Origin of the sequence: Duganella sp. Dugasp56 (assembly GCF_047304105.1) — a bacterium.
Taxonomy (GTDB): Bacteria; Pseudomonadota; Gammaproteobacteria; order Burkholderiales; family Burkholderiaceae_D; genus Rugamonas; species Rugamonas hordei.
This window is the reverse complement of record NZ_JBGLYQ010000038.1, coordinates 1-17,792: the sequence shown is the minus strand read 5'-3', so window position 1 is coordinate 17,792 and position 17,792 is coordinate 1. Positions and strand designations below refer to the sequence as shown.

18 protein-coding genes are annotated in these 17,792 nt (G+C 66.5%); 12 read left to right on the top strand and 6 right to left on the bottom strand.

Features of this window, described 5'->3' with window-relative positions; genetic code table 11:
• The first annotated feature begins 11 nt into the window (after positions 1–11).
• On the top strand, positions 12–596 hold the full coding sequence (gene pnuC, locus ACCD07_RS23775) for a nicotinamide riboside transporter PnuC (protein WP_353405049.1): 585 nt from the start codon (positions 12–14) through the stop codon (positions 594–596).
• Positions 575–2,122 (top strand): methyl-accepting chemotaxis protein, encoded by a 1,548-nt coding sequence (locus ACCD07_RS23770; protein ID WP_176655363.1) that lies wholly within the window; start codon positions 575–577, stop codon positions 2,120–2,122. Before pnuC ends, ACCD07_RS23770 begins: the two co-directional genes overlap by 22 nt.
• Positions 2,123–2,131: 9 nt before the next feature.
• On the opposite strand, the gene ACCD07_RS23765 is transcribed toward ACCD07_RS23770, so the two are convergent.
• Positions 2,132–2,947, bottom strand: coding sequence for a response regulator (locus tag ACCD07_RS23765; RefSeq protein WP_413448745.1), 816 nt, complete (start codon positions 2,945–2,947; stop codon positions 2,132–2,134).
• Positions 2,948–3,274: 327 nt separating this feature from the next.
• Here ACCD07_RS23765 and ACCD07_RS23760 point away from each other — a divergent pair, with 327 nt between their 5' ends.
• The gene (locus ACCD07_RS23760) at positions 3,275–3,769 is read left to right on the top strand and encodes a winged helix-turn-helix transcriptional regulator (protein WP_176655365.1); all 495 of its coding nucleotides are present in this window, start codon (positions 3,275–3,277) and stop codon (positions 3,767–3,769) included.
• A gap of 4 nt (positions 3,770–3,773) precedes the next feature.
• On the opposite strand, the gene ACCD07_RS23755 is transcribed toward ACCD07_RS23760, so the two are convergent.
• The 3 genes from ACCD07_RS23755 to ACCD07_RS23745 are packed head-to-tail and all read right to left on the bottom strand — an operon-like array spanning position 3,774 to position 5,466.
• Positions 3,774–4,592, bottom strand: a complete 819-nt coding sequence (locus tag ACCD07_RS23755) for an anti-sigma factor family protein (RefSeq protein ID WP_413448744.1) — start codon at positions 4,590–4,592, stop codon at positions 3,774–3,776.
• Positions 4,589–5,092 carry an RNA polymerase sigma factor gene (locus ACCD07_RS23750; RefSeq protein ID WP_413448778.1) on the bottom strand — a complete coding sequence of 168 codons (504 nt, stop codon included), beginning with the start codon at positions 5,090–5,092 and terminating at the stop codon, positions 4,589–4,591. The genes ACCD07_RS23755 and ACCD07_RS23750 overlap by 4 nt, the downstream gene beginning before the upstream one ends.
• 14 nt (positions 5,093–5,106) lie before the next feature.
• Positions 5,107–5,466 (bottom strand): hypothetical protein, encoded by a 360-nt coding sequence (locus tag ACCD07_RS23745; protein WP_176655367.1) that lies wholly within the window; start codon positions 5,464–5,466, stop codon positions 5,107–5,109.
• 126 nt (positions 5,467–5,592) lie between these two features.
• On the opposite strand from ACCD07_RS23745, the gene ACCD07_RS23740 reads away from it, so the two are divergent.
• Entirely contained in the window at positions 5,593–6,111 is a 519-nt protein-coding gene (locus ACCD07_RS23740; protein ID WP_353405052.1) for a DUF4142 domain-containing protein, read from the top strand.
• Positions 6,112–6,289: 178 nt separating this feature from the next.
• Positions 6,290–9,145, top strand: coding sequence for a diguanylate cyclase (locus tag ACCD07_RS23735; RefSeq protein ID WP_413448777.1), 2,856 nt, complete (start codon positions 6,290–6,292; stop codon positions 9,143–9,145).
• Here ACCD07_RS23735 and ACCD07_RS23730 read toward each other — a convergent pair.
• Complete coding sequence (locus ACCD07_RS23730) at positions 9,142–9,600, bottom strand: OsmC family protein (protein WP_176655369.1); 459 nt, start codon at positions 9,598–9,600, stop codon at positions 9,142–9,144. The two genes, ACCD07_RS23735 and ACCD07_RS23730, sit on opposite strands and share 4 nt — an antisense overlap.
• A 104-nt stretch (positions 9,601–9,704) precedes the next feature.
• Between ACCD07_RS23730 and ACCD07_RS23725 the strand changes: the two genes are divergently transcribed.
• The 5 genes from ACCD07_RS23725 (at position 9,705) to ACCD07_RS23705 (ending at position 14,851) form a co-directional block, all read left to right on the top strand.
• Entirely contained in the window at positions 9,705–10,262 is a 558-nt protein-coding gene (locus ACCD07_RS23725; protein ID WP_176655370.1) for a DNA-3-methyladenine glycosylase I, read from the top strand.
• Positions 10,262–11,962, top strand: a complete 1,701-nt coding sequence (gene mnmC, locus ACCD07_RS23720) for an FAD-dependent 5-carboxymethylaminomethyl-2-thiouridine(34) oxidoreductase MnmC (RefSeq protein ID WP_413448743.1) — start codon at positions 10,262–10,264, stop codon at positions 11,960–11,962. The genes ACCD07_RS23725 and mnmC overlap by 1 nt, the downstream gene beginning before the upstream one ends.
• A gap of 107 nt (positions 11,963–12,069) precedes the next feature.
• Positions 12,070–12,804, top strand: a complete 735-nt coding sequence (locus tag ACCD07_RS23715) for a sensor histidine kinase (protein ID WP_353405056.1) — start codon at positions 12,070–12,072, stop codon at positions 12,802–12,804.
• Complete coding sequence (locus ACCD07_RS23710; protein ID WP_176655373.1) at positions 12,801–14,501, top strand: tetratricopeptide repeat protein; 1,701 nt, start codon at positions 12,801–12,803, stop codon at positions 14,499–14,501. The genes ACCD07_RS23715 and ACCD07_RS23710 overlap by 4 nt, the downstream gene beginning before the upstream one ends.
• A 134-nt stretch (positions 14,502–14,635) precedes the next feature.
• Positions 14,636–14,851 carry a hypothetical protein gene (locus ACCD07_RS23705; RefSeq protein ID WP_176655374.1) on the top strand — a complete coding sequence of 72 codons (216 nt, stop codon included), beginning with the start codon at positions 14,636–14,638 and terminating at the stop codon, positions 14,849–14,851.
• A gap of 22 nt (positions 14,852–14,873) precedes the next feature.
• Here ACCD07_RS23705 and ACCD07_RS23700 read toward each other — a convergent pair whose 3' ends face one another.
• On the bottom strand, positions 14,874–15,593 hold the full coding sequence (locus tag ACCD07_RS23700; RefSeq protein WP_176655375.1) for a PhaM family polyhydroxyalkanoate granule multifunctional regulatory protein: 720 nt from the start codon (positions 15,591–15,593) through the stop codon (positions 14,874–14,876).
• A 118-nt stretch (positions 15,594–15,711) separates the two neighbouring features.
• On the opposite strand from ACCD07_RS23700, the gene ACCD07_RS23695 reads away from it, so the two are divergent.
• A complete protein-coding gene (locus ACCD07_RS23695; protein WP_413448742.1) occupies positions 15,712–16,887 on the top strand; it encodes a DUF3108 domain-containing protein in 1,176 nt (391 codons plus the stop codon).
• 5 nt (positions 16,888–16,892) lie between these two features.
• The gene (locus ACCD07_RS23690; RefSeq protein ID WP_413448741.1) at positions 16,893–17,648 is read left to right on the top strand and encodes a DUF3108 domain-containing protein; all 756 of its coding nucleotides are present in this window, start codon (positions 16,893–16,895) and stop codon (positions 17,646–17,648) included.
• The last annotated feature ends 144 nt before the right edge of the window (positions 17,649–17,792 follow it).

Sequence of the window (17,792 nt, the reverse complement as noted above, 5' to 3'; positions counted from 1 at the left end):
CAAGGATACCGTTGACCTCTGCCCTGGAAATCGCCGCCAATGTCGTCATGACGGTTTCCATCGTGCTGGCGGGGCGCAACAATGTGCACTCGTGGTGGCTGGGCGTGGTGGGCTGCTCGATGTTTGCCGCGCTGTTCTACGGCGTCAACCTGTACGCCGACGTCGCGCTGCAGCTGTTCTTCATCGTCACCTGCCTGATCGGCTGGCTGCGCTGGGTGCGCGGCGACGCCGGTTCCGCGCTGCCGATCAGCCGCGCGCGGCTGGGCGCGCTGGGCTGGATGGTCGCCGTCGGCCTGGCCGCCACCGTCGTCTACGGCCTGATGCTACAGGCTTACACCAACGCCTACGCCCCCTTCATCGATTCCGCCGTGCTGATGTTCAGCATCGTGGCCCAGCTGCTGCTGATGGGGCGGCGGCTGGAAACCTGGCCGTTCTGGCTGCTGGTGAACACCATCTCGGTGCCGCTGTACGCCAGCCGGGGGCTGTATCTGACCGCCGTGCTGTATGCGGCTTATTGGCTCAATGCGCTGGTCTCGTGGTTGTTCTGGCGCCGCCAAATGACAAAGGAGACATCATGCAATGGTTCTATGACCTGAAAATCGGCAGGAAGCTGATACTGGCGTTCGCGCTGGTCATTGCGCTGACCTGTTTCCTGGGCCTGTTCTCGCTGGGGCAGCTGGCCAAGGTCAACCAGGCGTCCACCGACATCGCCACCAACTGGCTGCCGGCGGTGCGCTACCTGGGACAGATGCAGGCGTCGATGTCGCGCTACCGCATCTCCGAGGCGACCCACATCCTGCTGGCGGAAGACAGCGAAATGACGGCCACCGACAAGTCGATGGCGACCCGGCTCGAGACGCTGCGCAAGCAGCAGGCCGCGTACGCGGCGCTGGTGTCGGAGCCGGAGGAAAAGCGCATCTACGGCGAGCTGCAGAAGTCGCTCGACGACTACCTCGCCACTAGCGGCAAGCTGACCGCGCTGTCGCGCGAAGGCAAGAAGGACGAGGCGCGCGCGCTGTTCCGCGGCGGCTCCAACAAGCTGTTCCGCCAGGCCAACGAGCAGCTCGACGCGCTGATCAAGATCAACGACGACGGCAGCGCCGGGGCCGACCGCTCCGCCGGCGACACCTACGCGATGTCGCGCAGGCTGATCCTCGGCACGCTGGCGGTGCTGATCGTGGTCAGCATGGTGCTGGCGACGGCGGTGGCGCGCATCGTCTCGACGCCGCTGGAAGAGGCGGTGACGATTGCCCAGCGCGTCGCCGACGGCGACCTGACCGGCCACATCGTCAGCCACGCCAGGGATGAAACCGGCCAGCTGATGGACGCGCTCAAGGCCATGAACGACAGCCTGCTGCGGGTGGTGGGCCAGGTGCGCAGCGGCACCGACACCATCGCCACGGCGTCGGCGGAAATCGCCAGCGGCAACCTGGACCTGTCCAGCCGCACCGAAGGCCAGGCCAGTTCGCTGGAGGAAACCGCGTCGGCGATGGAGGAACTGACCAGCACCGTCAAGCAGAACGCCGACAACGCGCGCCAGGCCAACCAGCTGGCGCAATCGGCGTCCGGCACCGCCGCCGACGGCGGCAAGGTGGTGGGCGAGGTGATCGCGACGATGGAATCGATCAGCGCGTCGTCGCGCAAGATCGTCGACATCATCAGCGTCATCGACGGCATCGCGTTCCAGACCAACATCCTGGCGCTGAACGCGGCGGTCGAGGCGGCGCGCGCCGGCGAACAGGGACGCGGCTTCGCCGTGGTGGCCACCGAGGTGCGCAACCTGGCCCAGCGCAGCGCGGCGGCGGCCAAGGAAATCAAGGCGCTGATCGACGATTCGGTAGTGCAGGTCGACAGCGGCACGGCGCTGGTGCAGCAAGCCGGCAGCACGATGGCGGCCGTGGTGGCCAGCGTGCAGCGGGTCAGCGACGTGGTGGCGGAAATCTCCTCCGCCAGCAGCGAGCAGAGCACCGGCATCGAGGAAGTCAACAAGGCCATCGTGCAGATGGACGAGGTGACGCAGCAGAACGCCGCGCTGGTCGAGCAAGCGGCGGCGGCCGCCGGCGCGCTTCAGGACCAGGCCGCCAGCCTGGCCGGCGTGGTCAGCGTGTTCCGCCTGCGCTGACTCTCGGCGTCAGCCCTGCGGCGTCTTGCGCAGCTGGTTGGCCTGGCGGAAGGCGCTGGGCGTGATGCCCATGCGCTCGCGGAAGGCGGTGGCGAAGTTGCCGGCGTTGTTGAAGCCGATCAGCAGCGCGATATCCTGCACGTCGATGTCGGTTTCCCTCAGCAGCTCCTCGCCGCGCCGTATGCGCGCCTCGCGGATGTAGGCGAACACCGTCATGCCGGTTTGCTCGCGGAAGACCTGCGACAATTTTTCGCGGTAGGTGCCGACGTTGCGGGCGATCTCGGCCAGGCCGGGCAGCGACGCCAGGTTGTCTGCGATCAGGCGCTTGGCGGCGTTGACGATGACCGCGTCCGGTTCGGCGTCCGGGGTGCCGGCGGCCGCCGGCTGAGCGGGCGAGTGTGCCTGTGCCTGCGACTGCGCCTGGCTGGCGCGGCGCGCCAGGTTCAGATGCACCTGGATGCGCGCCGCCAGTTCCCCCGATGAAAACGGCTTGGATACGAAATCGACGCCGCCTATCGACAAGCCCATGATGCGCTCCTCGTCGGCATCGGCGCCGCTGAGGAAGATGATGGGGATATGTTCGGTGACGGGATTGGCCTTGAGCAGCCGGCAGGCGGTGTAGCCGTCCATATTGGGCATGCGCACATCGAGCAGGATCAGGTCGGGCTGATCGGCCAGCGCCAGCTGGTAGCCCTGCAGGCCGTTGAAGGCGACCGACACGCGATACGGCAATTCGCTCAGCAGGTCGACCAGCACCCGCTGTTCGAACGCGGAATCGTCCACGATGAGGATCTTGCGCTGTTGGCTGTCGCTGGCATTTTGCATGGCCGGCCCTGATACATGGTTGATAAGGTTTTGTCACGCCCTGTTGCGTATTATGCCTATCTTTTAAAATTTTTTGATAGTTTTCTCCTGTAGAGCTCGGCTTGCATGGTTGTTGCAAATTTTGCCTATCCTCAAAATATTTTTCATAGATTTCTACGCTAGCAAAACCGTAGCCGCCTGTGGCAAAAGCACGTGTTTCCTGGATCGTTAATAATGAAATCGACTGTTCAGGGCGGCGCCCGCCGACCCGGAAAATCGTAGAAGAATCAATCCTATTGTGCAAAATGCAATTTTTGTTTGCTAATCTGGAACAGAGGAGTCAAAAAAATGAAACATACCGATTTTGGTCGCATGTCCTGCCCCATCGCACGCAGCCTGGGCAAGGTGGGTGAGTGGTGGAGCATCCTGATCCTGCGCGACGCCTTTTATGGCCTGTCGCGTTTCGACGAATTTGAAAAGAGCCTGAAGATCGCGCCGAACATGCTGACCCGCCGCCTGGCCGGGCTGGTCGAAGGCGGCCTGATGGAGCGCCGCCTGTACAGCACCCGTCCGCCGCGCTACGAATATGTGCTGACCAAGTCCGGCCGCGATTTCAAGCCGGTGCTGCTGGCCTTCATCGCCTGGGGCAACGACCACCTGGCACCGGAAGGCGCCAGCCTGCTGGTGGTCAGCCGGGAAACCGGCAAGCCGGCCGACCAGGTGCTGGTCGACGCCAATAGCGGCCTGGCCATCAACGACGAGGACTATATGTTCGCGCCGGGACCTGCCGCCACCGACGTGATGCGCACGCGCCTGATCGAAATCAGCAAGCACGCTTCCTGACGCGCTACAACGCCGGTTCCAGCTGGGCGTAGACGGCGTTGGCCACTTTGGCCAGCGCCGCCTTGTCCAGGTTGCCGGACAGGGCATAGCCGAACTGCCCGTCTATCCAGTAGAACACGCCGACCTGGCCTTCCTGCGCAAAGCGGAAGCCGGTTTCCCGGTTGTGCGTTTGTTCCGTCGATACATACAGCGTCAGGCGCGCGCCGCCGGCGTCGCGGTACATGAATTGCGCCACCGGCCCGCTCTGGCCGGGCAGCAAACGTCCCCCTTCCAGCTCATAGCCCTGCGCCGCCAGTTGCGGCGGTTTCAGCGGCGCGCCCAGGCGTTTCGACAGCCAGGCCACCAGGTGCGCCTGCTGGTCGGCGCCCACTTCGACCGGGTGCCGCACTTCCGGCGTGTAGACCACGTGGGCCAGCGCGGCGCGGCGCGGCAGCGCGGCCAGGCTGGCGGCGGCGTTCGGCGCATTGTCGGCCGACAGCGCCTGCAGCGCGGCCTGGTCGGCGGCGCCGTGCAGCAGCCAGCCGGCGCCGCCGCCGGCCAGCGTCAGCGCCAGCATCGCGGCGGCGCGCAGCGGCAGCGGCCAGGCTGGGGCTGGGCCTGGGCCCCGGCCTGGCGGGCGCGCCGTCATCGCCGCCGGCACGGGCTCGTCCAGCAGCGGGTTGAAGACCGCGCGCAGTGCGGCGTTTTGTTCGCGGTAGGCTTGCAGCCGGGCCGCTTCGGCCGGATGCAGTTCCAGATAGGTATCGACCGCGCCGGCGCGCGCCGGCGGCAGGCGGCCATCGACCCAGGCTTGCAGTTCGGCTTCGGTTACGGTGGCGTTCATTTGACGACCTTTAGCGGAGAGGGCAGGGGCTGGCCCGCCATAATCAGGCGCAGCCTTTCGCGCGCACGGGACAGGCGCGACATCACGGTGCCCAGCGGAATATCCAGCGCGGCGGCCACTTCGTCGTAACTCAATTCTTCCAGCGCCACCAGCAGCAGCACGTCGCGCTGTTCGGGCGGCAATTGTTGCAGCGCCCGGTCCATGTCGCGCAGGGCGAGGCGGCCGGCGCTGCCGTCGACGCCGGCCAGCGGCAGGTCGTCATCCAGCGCTTCGGTGGCCAGCGCCGGGCGGCGCTGGCTGTCCACATGCAGGTTGTGCATGATGCCGAACAGCCAGGCGCGCATGTCGCTGCCGCGCCGCCACGAGGACAGCTTGTCCCAGCCGCGTTCGATGGTGTCCTGCACCAGGTCGTCGGCGTCGGCGCGGCCGCCCAGCAGCGCCCGCGCGTAGCGGCGCAGGCGCGGGATACAGGCGATCAGGCGCTCGCCGTCGTCTTGCAGCGACATGGATGGGCTTAGTCCTTGACGACGTGCCAGATGTCCTTGAAGTTGTCGCCGTTGCGGTCGCCCGGCTTGACGTCCTTCTTGAACGTGTACAGCGGCTTGCCGTTGTAGGCCAGCTGCTTGGCGCCGTCGTCGCGGGTGATCACCGAATACGGCGGGGCCACGCTGGCGGATGGCGCCACGGCTGGCCAGTTCTCGCTGCACGGACCGTTGCAGGCGCTCTTGCCGGCGCTGTCCTTGTCGAAGGTGTAGACGGTCATGCCGGCGCTGTTGACCAGCACGCCGTCCTTTTTCATGACGTCGTCGGCATGGGCGGCGCCGGCCAGCAGCGCGGCAGCGAGGAGGGAGGTCAGGCGTATCATGGTTTTCATGGCGTTTTCCTTGGTATGGTTGAGTGAACTGCGGACGTTGCAATTGCGTATACGTAAGGTACGGCCCGTATATTCCCGCGACCGTAAAATAAATCTCCGATCAGTTCATCTTGAGAGGGGAGCAACATGAATAAACTCCATCGCATCATCACCGCCAGCCTGGCCGCTGCGGCAATGACGTCATCCTACGCCCAAACGCTGAACAAGGGCGATCAGCACATACTCGCACAACTGGCGCAGGCCAATATGGCCGAGGTCGCGGCCGGCAAGATCGCACTGGAAAAAGCCTCGTCGCAGGAGGTCAAGACCTTCGCCCAGCAGATGGTGGACGATCACACCAAGGGCCTGCAAGCGGTGCAGGACGTGGCGCGCAGCAAGAACGTCACGCTGCCGACCGAGCCGGACGCCAGGCACAAGAAAATGGCCGACAAGCTCAACGGCCTGAGCGGCACGGCCTTCGACAAGGCTTACCTGGCCAATGCCGGCGTGCGCGACCACAACGAGGCGCACAAGCTGGTCGCCAGCGCGCAAAAGAAAGCCAGCGATCCGGACGTCAAGGCGCTGGCCGCCAAGCTGCAGCCGACCGTCGATCAGCACTTGCAAACTGTGCAAGCAATGGCGGCCGGCGGCACCTCCAAACAGTAGCGCCGGATATTTCTTCCAGTAAGATAATTTCCGTGCGGAACTAAATTCTCTTTGATTTCAGGGACTTGGAAGGGAGGAATAGTGCCGTCCGTAAACTGTGGAATAATGCCGGCTATGGCGTTATATGCGCCCAGGCAATGGGCTGCGGCCCACAGGAAAAGGAAGTCATTTGGTGGATATGTTTGCGCTCGATGAAGAGCTGGCGCAGTGGCAGGAGGAGTTGTCGGAAGCGCAAGGCTTGCCCCGCCTGCGGCTGTTGACGGCGCTCGCCTGGCACAACCGCCAGCGCGACCCGGTGCGCGCGCAAGCCCTTTCCGCAGAGATTGTTCCGCTGCTGGACCTGCTGCCGCCGTCGCAGGTGGCGCTGAGCCGCGCTCGGCTGCTGCTGATCTCCGCCGAATCCGAATGGCTCAACGGCCAGCTTGACTCCGCCCAGTACCAGGCCGAACAGGCGCTGGCGCTGTGTGACCAAGCCGCCGCCGTGCTGCCGGAGGAGTCCAGCCTGGGCCGCGCCGACGCCTGCTGGGTGCTGGCCTGGATCGCCAACGACCGCGGCGCCAGCTCCACCGGCGACGGCTGGCTGGAACGGGCGGCGGCCGCCGCGCGCGCCGGCGCCGATCCGGTGCGCGTCGACGTCATCGACGCCGCCGCCGGCATCTGCGACACCTTCGGCGACTGGCAGCTTGCGCAGCAACGCTGGAGCGGCCGCTTCAGCGCCGGCCTGGACGGCGTGGCGCCCATCGCCGCCGGCTGGATCAGCGATTTCTTCGGCACCTGCGCGTTCCAGCGCAGCGAGTACGGCCGCGCCATCGGCCACCTGATGCTCAGTTTTGAAACCGCGCTGGCGACGGGGCAGATACGCCGCGCGGTCATCGTCGCCACCAACATCGGCAACGGCTTCACCAGCCTGAACGCGCATGAAGCGGCGCTGGACTGGATGCAGCGCGGCCTCGATCTGGCGCGCCCCACCGGCTGGCCGCTGAGCATCGGCATGTGCCTGATGCAGACCGCCGAAACGCTGCGCCAGCTGGGCCAGCGCGAAGCGGCGCAATCGCTGCTGCGCGAAGCGCTGACGACGCTGGCGCCGTTGTCCGGTTCGCGCGCCTACGCGGTGGCGCTGGAATACCAGGGCGACCTGGCGCTGGACCTGGGCAACCACGCGGCGGCGCTGGACAGCTTCACCCGCCTGGCCTCGCGCGGCGATGCGCTGGGCCAGAGCGATTTCCAGAGCAGCGCGCGTCGCGGCCAGGCACACGCGCTGTCGCACCTGGCGCGTCCCGCCGAGGCGCTGGCGGCTGCGCAAGGCGCGCTGACGCTGGCGCGCGAGCATGCCGACGCCTCCAGCCAGATCGCCGCGCTCAGCGTGCTGGCCGACATCCATGCGCGCCACCGGCTGCCGGCGCCGGCCGACATGAAGGCCGCCAACCCGATGCTGCATTACCTGCAGCTGGCGCTGGAAATCGCCGCCACCATCGAAGGCTACACGGTGCCGGGATCGCTGCTCGACGCGACCGCGCGCGAGCACGCCGCCATCGGCGATTTCGAACGCGCCTATGCGATCTCGCTGCAGGCCAGCGCCTCGCGCGATTTGACGCACAGCCAGCAGGCCACCAACCGCGCCATCGCGATGCAGGTGCAATACCAGACCGAGCGCGCGCAGACGGAGGCCGAGCATCACCGCCAGCTGGCCGCCGCCGAGGCGCAGCGCGCCGCAGTGCTGCAGCAGACCAGCGCCACGCTGGAGCACCTGAGCGCGATCGGCCAGGAGATCACCGCGCACCTGGATGCGGCGGCGGTGTTCCGCGCGCTGGACCGCCACGTGCATGGCCTGCTCGACGCCACCCACTTCTCGATCTTCCTGCTGGAGCCCGGTGGCGAGTGGCTGGCCTGCGCCTTCGGCGTCGAGGTGGGCAGGCCGCTGCCCGCGGTGCGCGTGCCGCTGTCGGATCCGAACGCCAATTCGGCGCGCTGCGTGCGCGAGCGCCGCGAGATCCTGGTGGAGCTGGGCGAGGAGGATGTCACGCCGAACCTGATCCCCGGCACGCTGCAGACCCTGAGCCTGCTGTTTGCGCCGCTGCGCGTGGGCGACCGCGTGCTGGGCGTGATGACGGTGCAGTCGCTGCGGGCGGGCGCCTACGGCGAACGCGAACGGCTGATCTTCCGCACGCTGTGCGCCTACGGCGCGATCGCGCTCGACAACGCCAGCGCCTACCGCCAGGTGGCGGCGACGCTGAAGACGCTGAGCACGACGCAGGAACAGCTGCTGGAAAAGAACCTGGAACTGGAACGGGCCTACAAGGCGCTGGAGGAGGTCAGCCTGACCGACCAGCTGACGGGCCTGCGCAACCGCCGTTTCTTCCTGCAGAATGTCGACGCCGACGTCGCCATGAGCCTGCGCGGCTACGACGCCGGCCAGCACCGCGAGCTGACCGAATGCGATCTGCAGGCGGCCAACGACCTGGTGTTCTTCATGGTCGACCTGGACCACTTCAAGGAAGTGAACGACCGCTACGGCCACGCGGCCGGCGATGCGATCCTGGTGCAGATGCAGGAGCGCCTGCGCGAGGTGTTCCGCGAATCGGACTACGTCATCCGCTGGGGCGGCGAGGAATTCCTGGTGCTGGCGCGCGCCACCCATCGCGACGAGGCGCGGGCGGTGGCCGAGCGCATGCGCCGCGCGGTGGCGGACCGCGACTTCGACCTGCCGGACGGCGGCCGCCTGGCCAAGACCTGTTCGATCGGCTTTGCCTGCTTCCCGTTCATGCCGGAGCAACCGCGCCTGCTGTCCTGGTCGCAGGTGGTGGAACTGGCCGATCAGGGCCTGTACATTGCCAAGCGTTCCGGCCGCAATGCCTGGGCGGCCCTGTATAGCACCGAGGCCACGCGGCCGGACGGCATCTTCCCGCGCCTGATGCGGCAGCTGGACCGGGCGCTGACGGACGGCGAGGTGCGGCTGGTCAGCAATTTGACCGGGCCGCTGGTGCTGGACGGCGAGCGTCGCCGCGTCGGCCTGTCGAGCGATCTGGAAACCTAAGGCGCTTCCACCACCACGTCACAATTGAGCGTATTGGCGATGTAGCACTTGTCGTGCGCCTCGTGGTGGATCGCCTCCAACTCTTCCGCACCAGGCGGCGCCGTGCCGGCGAAGGTGATCGCCGGGCGCAGCGTGATGCGCGTCATCGCCATTTTCCCTTGGGCGTTTTTACCCAGCAGGCCGATGGCGTTGTCGCGATACGCATCGACCGTGTGGCCCCGCTTGGCCGCGATCGACAGGAAGAACAGCATATGGCAGCTGGATGCGGCGGCCACCAGCGCTTCCTCGGGATCGACGGCGGCGGCGTCGGACATCGGCAGCGGCACGGACAGCGGCGAGGACGAGGCGGGCACCGTGGCGCCGCCGTCGAAATGCCAGGTGTGCGCGCGACTGTAGCGCTGCCCGTGAAAATCCTGCCCGTTGCGGTTCCACTCCACCTGTGCTTCGAATTGCATGTTCCGCTCCTTCGATGAGATGGCCCATATGATAACCCTTTGCTTGCGTTTTGCTTGCGCTTTTACTTGATATACTGTCGGCTCCTCCCCTCGCACCCTACGCCATGACCAAGACGCGCTGCAGCTGGGCCAATCCGGCCAATCCCCTTTATCTTGAATACCACGACAAGGAATGGGGCGTGCCTTGCCACGACGAGCGCCGTTTGTTCGAGATGCTGAACCTGGAAGGCGCGCAGGCCGGCCTGAGCTGGGAGACGATACTCAACAAGCGCGAGAACTACCGCGCCGCCTTCGACCAGTGGGACGCCGAAAAAATCGCCGCCTATGACGCGGACAAGGTGGCCGAGCTGCTGGCCAATGCCGGCATCGTGCGCAACCGCCTGAAGGTGGCGGCGGCGATCACCAATGCCCAGGCCTACCTGCGCCTGCGCGACAGCGGAACGACGCTGGACCAGTGGCTGTGGGCATACGTGGCAGGCAAACCGCTGGTCAATGGCAAGGGGCCGCGCCCGGCGAAGACGGAGCTGTCCGACCGCATCTCCAAGGACCTGGCCAAGCTGGGATTCAAGTTTGTCGGCTCGACGATTATCTACGCCTACATGCAGGGCATCGGCATGGTGAACGATCACGATCCGGCCTGCTTCTGCAGGGCGCGCAAGTAATGACACAGCGGATTTGCCGGGTGGTGCTCGATACCGATTTCGGACTCGGCGAGCGCTTCACGGCGGCATGGCGGGAGCGCGCGCAGAAGGGCGGCCTGCAAAGTAAACTGCATTACGTGGCGGTGGTGGCTCAAGTGCCGCCGGCGGCGCAGATAGCCGATGCGCAGCTGCGCTCCTTGTGGCCGCTGAACGTGCCGGGCTTACACCGCATCTTGCTCGACGATGGCCGCGTGACGCTGGACCTGCTGGCCGGCGCGTTGGACGCGGTGCTGCCGCAGATAGATGCGCGCGTCGATGCGTTCCACGTCGCGGCGATGCCCGCGCCGAGTGCGACGGCTCTGGCGCGCGGCCTGGCGAAGCTGGCGGTGCAGGGCGCCAGCTTGCGCGCCGAGGCGCCGGACGAAGCGCTGGTGTGGGCATTGACCGCGGCAGGCTTTAGCTGCCAAACCATCGAAGGCACGCGCGATGTCGGCGCCGTCTACCAAAGCCGCAGGCCGCAGCCAGCCGCGCCGCCGGAACCGGTACGCCGCGCCATCGTGATCGGCGCCGGACTGGCCGGCTCCTCAGCCTGCCAGCGCCTGTGCGCGAACGGCTGGCAAGTCACGCTGATCGAACGGCACGCGGAACCGGCGCAGGAGGCGTCCGGCAATTTGGCCGGCATCTTCATGCCGCTGCTGTCGAAGGACGACAACATCCCCACGCGGCTGAGCCGCGCCGCCTATCTGTTCGCCCTGCGCGAGTGGCAGCGGCTGGGAGGCGTCGGCGCTGCGTTCGACGGCCAGCGTTGCGGCGTGCTGCAACTGGCGCGCGACGCCGCGCATGCCAAGGTCCAGCGGGACGTGGTCGAAGCCTGGAACTACCCGCCTGAGTACGCGCGCTGGCTGGATGCCGGCGCGGCCGGCGAACTGCTGGGCGCCGCGACGCCCGACGGCGGCTGGCTGTTCGAACTGGGAGGATGGGTGCGTCCGTCATCGTTGTGCGAGGCGATGTTGCTGGCATGTGGCGACCATTTGTTCCGCGTGTTCTGCGCCGAGGCGCTGGACTTGCGGCGCGCCGATGGCGAATGGCAGGTGCGCGGACGCGATGGCGAACTGGTGGCGCAAGCGCCGACGGTGGTGCTGGCCAACGGCACCGGCGCCGTCAACGTGGCGCAGGCCGCCGAACTGCCGCTGGCCGCGCTGCGCGGCCAGGTCACCCACCTTGCGGCGCAGGACGCGCCGCAATTGTCGCTGGTGGTCTGCCGCGAAGCCTATGTCACGCCGCCGGCGAACGGCATCGTCTGCGCCGGCGCCACCTACGACAACGACGGCGATCCGTCCTTGCGCGCCGCCAGCCAACTGGAAAACCTCACCCGTCTCGCGGAGATCGTGCCCGGCGACGCCGTGGCCGCGCTGGCGGCCAGCGCGCCGCTGGCTGGCCGCGTCGGCTTCCGCTGCGCCGCGCCGGACCGCCTGCCGCTGGCGGGCGCGCTGCCCGACTACCCTTCCGCCGGCCGCCTCGAACGCCTGCGCGACGTGCCGCGCCATCCCGGCCTGCATTGCCTGCTGGGCTATGCGTCGCGTGGCCTGATCTGGGCGCCGTTGATGGCCGAACTGCTGGTCGCGCAACTGGAAAACGCGCCGCCGCCGCTGGAGGCCACGCTGGTCGAGGCGCTCGATCCGGGCCGCTTCCTGCTCAAACAGCGTCGCCGCAGCCAATAGAGTCGTTGCGCTCGCGCAAACGCGCGGGCATCCTTGCGTTGGCGCTGTCATGTCCGACAGGATATAATCCGAACACCATACCAATGCCGTCCACGGAGAGCCGAACGATGGATGAAGACGATGCGCAGCACCATGAAGGATCGCCGGAGCTGTTCATGTTCCTGGCATCGACTGTGCACGACATGAAAAATTCCATCAGCGTCCTCAGTGGCACGCTGGAGAACTTGCTGGCCGGCGCGGGCCAACCCGCCGCTGTTCCCGAGCCGCCCGATTACGACCAGCTGGCGCAGATGCTGTATCAAACCAAGCGCCTCAACGACAACCTGATCCAGCTGCTGGCGCTGTACAAGGACGTCGGCAAGCCCGGTTACCCGTTCGACCCGGCCGCTCAAAGCATCAGTGAATTGGTGCAGCAGGTGGCGGGGCAGGCGCGCATCCTGCTGCAGTCGCGCGGCATCGCGCTCGATCTCGATTTCCCGCCTGACGCCATCTGGACGCTGGACGAAGACCTGATCATCGGTGTGCTGGTCCACGCCATCAACAACGCGATCCGCTACACGCGCGACCGCATCCGCCTGGCGGTCCGCATCGACGGCGACTACCTCGAACTGCGGGTGGAGGACAACGGCGGCGGCTTCCCGCCGTCCCTGCTCGAAGCGGGTGTCAGCGCGATGGGCAACCGGCGCAGCGGCGTCAATTTCATCAGCAACAGCAGCGGCCTCGGTCTCTACTTCTCCAGCGAAGTGGCGAAGATGCACAAGCACCGCCGGCGCGGCGGCAGCATCGCGCTGGAAAACGGCGGCGCGCTGGGCGGCGGCTGCTTCGTGCTGCGGCTTCCATGAGCGTCGTCGAGCATGCGGCCACCGGCGGCGTCGATTGGGCGGAGAAGCGCTATCTGCTGATCGACGACTTCGTCGGTATCCGCCAGCTGCTGCGCGAATCGCTGCGCAATCTCGGCGCCAAGCATATCGACCAGGCGGCCAGCGGCGGCGAGGCGATGATGCTGCTGTCGAAGACCCGCTACGACGTGGTGCTGTGCGATTACAACCTCGGCGACGGCAAGAACGGCCAGCAGGTGCTGGAGGAGGCGCGCATCCGCAACCTGATGATGCCGAGCAGCGTATGGCTGATGGTCTCCGCCGAAAAGAGCGTCGAGTCGGTGATGGGCGCGGCCGAGCACCAGCCGGACGCCTACATCATCAAGCCGATCACCGAAGGCGTGCTGCTGACGCGCTTGAACCGCGCGTGGAACAAGAAGCAGATCTTCAGCGAAATCGACCAGGCCTTTGCCGACAAGGACTACCTGCGCGCGGCCAAGCTGTGCGAAGAACAGATCGTCCACTATCCGCTACACGCCGTCGACCTGCTGCGCATGAAGGCGACCTTGCTGCTGAAAAGCGGCGAGCCGGAACAGGCCCGCGCGGTTTATGAAAAGGTGCTCGACGACCGCGATTACAACTGGGCGCGCTGCGGCCTGGCCAAGATCCGCATGAACAACGGCGAGCTGGAATCGGCGCGGCAAATGTTCCAGTCGGTGATCACCGACAACCGCTTTTACATCGACGCCTTCGACCAGCTGGCGCAGTCGTTCCAGCTGCAGGGCAAGACCGAGGAAGCGTTCGACGTGCTGGAGAAGGCGGCCAAGCTGTCGCCGAACTCAGTGCCGCGCCAGCGTGCGCTGGGACAGACGGCGCTCAAGCTGGGCAACATCCCGGTGGCGGAAAAGGCCTTCCGCAAATGCATAGAGATGGGCGAGTACTCGGTGCTGAAAACGGTCGACGCATTTTTCGGCCTGGCGCGCGTGTGCGGGCAGAAGAACGACATCAAGGAAGCCATCCGCCTGCTGAACGCGGCGGTCCACCAGTTCGGCGGCGACCAGGTCACGCTGCGCGCCAAGATCACCGAAGGGCTGGTGTATCACGAAAGCGGCGACTATCGCCGCGCGCGCAAGGCCGGCGACGAACTGGAAGCCTTGCTGGCCGATGAGAACAAGCCGCGGCCGGACACCGACACCTGTCTCGACATGGCGAGCCTGATGTTCGCCGTCGGCGTCAAGGAAGCGCCGGTCGGGCTGCTGGTGTACGTGACCCGCAACAACCATGACAATACGCCGCTGCTGGACGACGTGCAGAAGATCTTCGACAAGGCGCGCATGGGCGACGAGGGCATGGAGCTGATCAAGTCGGCGCGCAAGGAAGCGTCCGACATGATGAACAAGGGCGTGCTGCTGTGGAAGAGCGGCAAGCTGGTCGAGGCGGTCGAGTGGATGCGCGTGGCGCGCAAGGCGCTGCCGCACAATATGCGCATCCTCTTCAATTCGGCGCAGATACTGATCTCCCAATTGCAGCAGACCGGCTATGTGCGCGAGCTGGCCGAGGAGGCCATCGGTGTGCTGATGCATGTCGACGCGATCGCGCCGGGGCAGCAGCGTTTCGCCCAGCTGATGGAGCAGCTGGCGATGCTGGCGCCGGTGTCCGGCGTGGTGGCGGCGGCCGCCGCCAGCGAGTACGAAGCGGCCAACGGCGCCGTGCCGGAATGAGTGCGCAGCGTGACGGATGGACGCAACAGCGAACTTGTTTCCGGGTCGGCAAATGATTACACTGGATCGCGGCGCGGCTCTGTCCGCGCCTTGATTCGCTGTCAATATTGAGGGCAAATAAAGGGCACAAAAATATGCGCGATATCGCCAAGGAAGTGTACGTGAAGATGAAAGTGGGCAGCGTGGCCTGGATACGGCCGGTCGCCGCCAAAGGGGATACCCTGGACAGTTTTCAGGCCGCCCACGACAGCGCAAAGCTGCTCGAAGAAGAGGGCCTGATCGATATCGAAAAAGTGCAGCGCCAGGCGGATGGCCTGATCGACGCGATCCGCATCCAGCGCCTGGCTTAGGTTCGGCGTTCCCGCCCGGCTGTTACTTGTCCGCCGCTGCCGGCTTGGCCTTGGCGGGCGGCCGCTTGACCGGTGCTTTTTTCTCCGCCGGCTTGGCTGCTTCGGCGGCCGGCTTGGCCTTGACCGGCGCGGTGGCCGCCGCCGCGAACTTGGCGGCGGTGTCGGTGGCGCGCGCCGCGGCGCTGGCCATCATCGATTCGGACGCCATGGCCGTCGATACGGCCTGCTTGAACTGATCCTGCAGCATATTCCACCAGACAGCCGGATTGGCCATCTGCGCGGCCGCCGCATCGGCGCCCGGCTTGTCGGCCGGGGCGGTGGCTTCCGGCTTGGCTTCCGGCGCCGGTGCGGGCGTTGCCGGCGTCGCGGTCTTTTCCTTGTCGGCCTCGCGGGCGTGGTGGAAGAAGGCCGAGGCGTATGGATTGGCGTCGAAGATCGACTTGTCGTTGCCGGTCGGCTGGTTGACCGCCGCCGCCAGGCTGGCGCCGACCGATTTGAGCGTGGCGATGGTTCCGCGCTGCACCTCCAGCGCCTGGATGGTACCGCGCAGCATGCTCATGTTCAGGTTCAGCCAGGTCTCGACGGCCTTCAGGTCGTTGATCTTCTTGTCCAGTTCTTCGACCGACAGCGTCGGCGCAGTCAGGCCGGGCACGCTCATGGTGCCCCACAGGCTCTTGACGAAGTCCAGCGTATCGTTCATCACACCTGCACCCGGTATGTTCGGCATTTGCGTATTGGCCATGAAAAGTCTCCTGTGGGAATAGCGTTCAGCGTAGCAGATAACGCGATGGCATTCAAAAGATTTTGACAACATTTCTGATCCGCCGCGTATCGCGGCCGAAAGCGTTAAACTAGCGCCCATGAGCTTATTCACCCATCTATTCCACCGCCGCCGCCTGTTGATTTTGTGCGCAGCCACGGTGGCGCTGCATTATGTGGCGATCGACTGGGTGGACAACCGGCTCGGCAACGAGGCGGCGCGGCCGATGCCGCAGCCGTCGCTGATGACGGCGCAATTGCGGCTGACCTTGCCCAAGCATGTCGACACGCCGCCGTCGGCCGAGGTGCAGCCCTTGCCGCCCGCCGCCAAGCCGCGGCGCAAGCCGAAACCCAGGCCCGAACCCGAACCGGTGCTGGACCAGCCGGAAGAGCCGGCGTCGGCCGCCAGCAGCGCGGCCGCGGCGGATGCCGGCGCCTCGACCCCGGCGGCGGGAGAGGTTGCCGCCACGCCGGACGCCGGCGCCAACCAGTCCGGCGCCGCGCAGGCGCAAACCGCGGCGCCGCCGGCGGCCGACGCCGAAGCGGCCAAGCCGGCCGCGCCGGTCGCGGCGGCCGAGGAGGAGCCCAGGAGCGCGCGCCGCTACAAGGTCAATCTGCCGCCCTCCGCGCGTTTCGAGATGGACGTGGCGCGGGTCGACGCCGACGGCACCAACTGGACGGGCTCCGCCGGCATGACGTGGCATACTGACGGCAGCAAGTACGAAGCCTCGGCCGAGGCGGGCATCAGCCTGCTGGTCACGCGCCTGAATTTGCTGGTCGCGCGCAGCCGCGGCACGATCGACGACTACGGCATCTCCCCGGACACGGCCACGGAAAAGCGCGCGCGCCGCGCCGAAACCGCGACCCATTTCAACCGCGACGCCGGCACCATCACGTTTTCCGCGTCCGAGCGCAGCTACCCGCTGCTGGCGGGCGCGCAGGACAAGACCACGGTGCCGTTCCAGCTGGGCGGCATCGGCCGGGCCGACGTCAACCAGTTCCGCAGCGATATCGAGATACAAGTCGGCGAGGACAAGGAGGCGACGATTTTCCGCTTCCAGCTGGTCGGCGAGGAAGAGCTGGACACCAGGATGGGCAAGATCGTGACCTGGCACCTGAGCCGGCCGCCGCGTCCCGGCAGTTATTCGTCGCGGTTCGACATCTGGCTGGCGCCGGGGCTGAACTGGTACCCGATCCAATTCCGTAATACCGAAGCGAGCGGCGCGCTGACCACGCAGACCGTCACCAAGATCATCAAGACCGAACCTGGAAAGTGAAACGCATGCGAACCTCTATTATCCTTGGCCTGCTGGGCGCCACCGTGCTGCTGGCGGGCGCCGCGCAAGCGGCCGACGCGCCGGGCGAACACCCGAGCGTCAAGCGTCCGACCAGCATGCCGCCGTCGGCCGACCTGAGCTACTCGCTGAAGATCAAGCAGAGCGGGCTGTCGCTCAACGGCCAGGCCAGCGTGCAGTGGCGCGCGGGCGAGGGCAAGTACTCGATCGTCACCGAGAGCCGCGCCGCGATCTTCGGCAAGGTGGTGGAAAACCGCAGCGAAGGCGCGATCGACGATTTCGGCCTGGCGCCGGCCACGTTCTACGAGAAGCGCTTCCGCAAGGAGCCGTACACGACGTCGTTCAAGCGCGACGCCAAGACCATCACCTTCACCGAAAGCGACGTCAGCTACCCGATCAAGGGCGGCGAGCAGGATCGCTCCAGCGCCCAGTGGCAGCTGGCGGCCCAGGCGCGCGCCACGCCGGACAAGTTCAAGCCGGGCAGCGAATGGCAGTACTTCGTCGCCGGCCGCCGCGACGCGGAGCCGTGGACCTTCAAGGTGGTCAAGACCGAGGCGGTGCAGATCGGCACCGGCGAGGTGCAGGCCATCCACCTGGTCAAGGCGCCGCCGCCGGACAAGGAAGGCCAGCAGGTCGACCTGTGGCTGGCGCCGTCCATGGACTGGTACCCGGTCCGTGTGCGCTTCAACGACAGCGACGGCGACTTTGTCGACCAGACACTGGAAAAGGTCGTGAAGAAGTAGCCGCCTGCTATACTGACGCCCCCGCGATGATAATGCTTTGTTGCAATAATTGTAATCGCGTTGAGCAACCCAAATCCGGGGTGGGGGGGGGGAAAAAGGGGGGGGGGGGGGGGGGGGGGGGGGGGGGGGGGGGGGGGGGGGGGG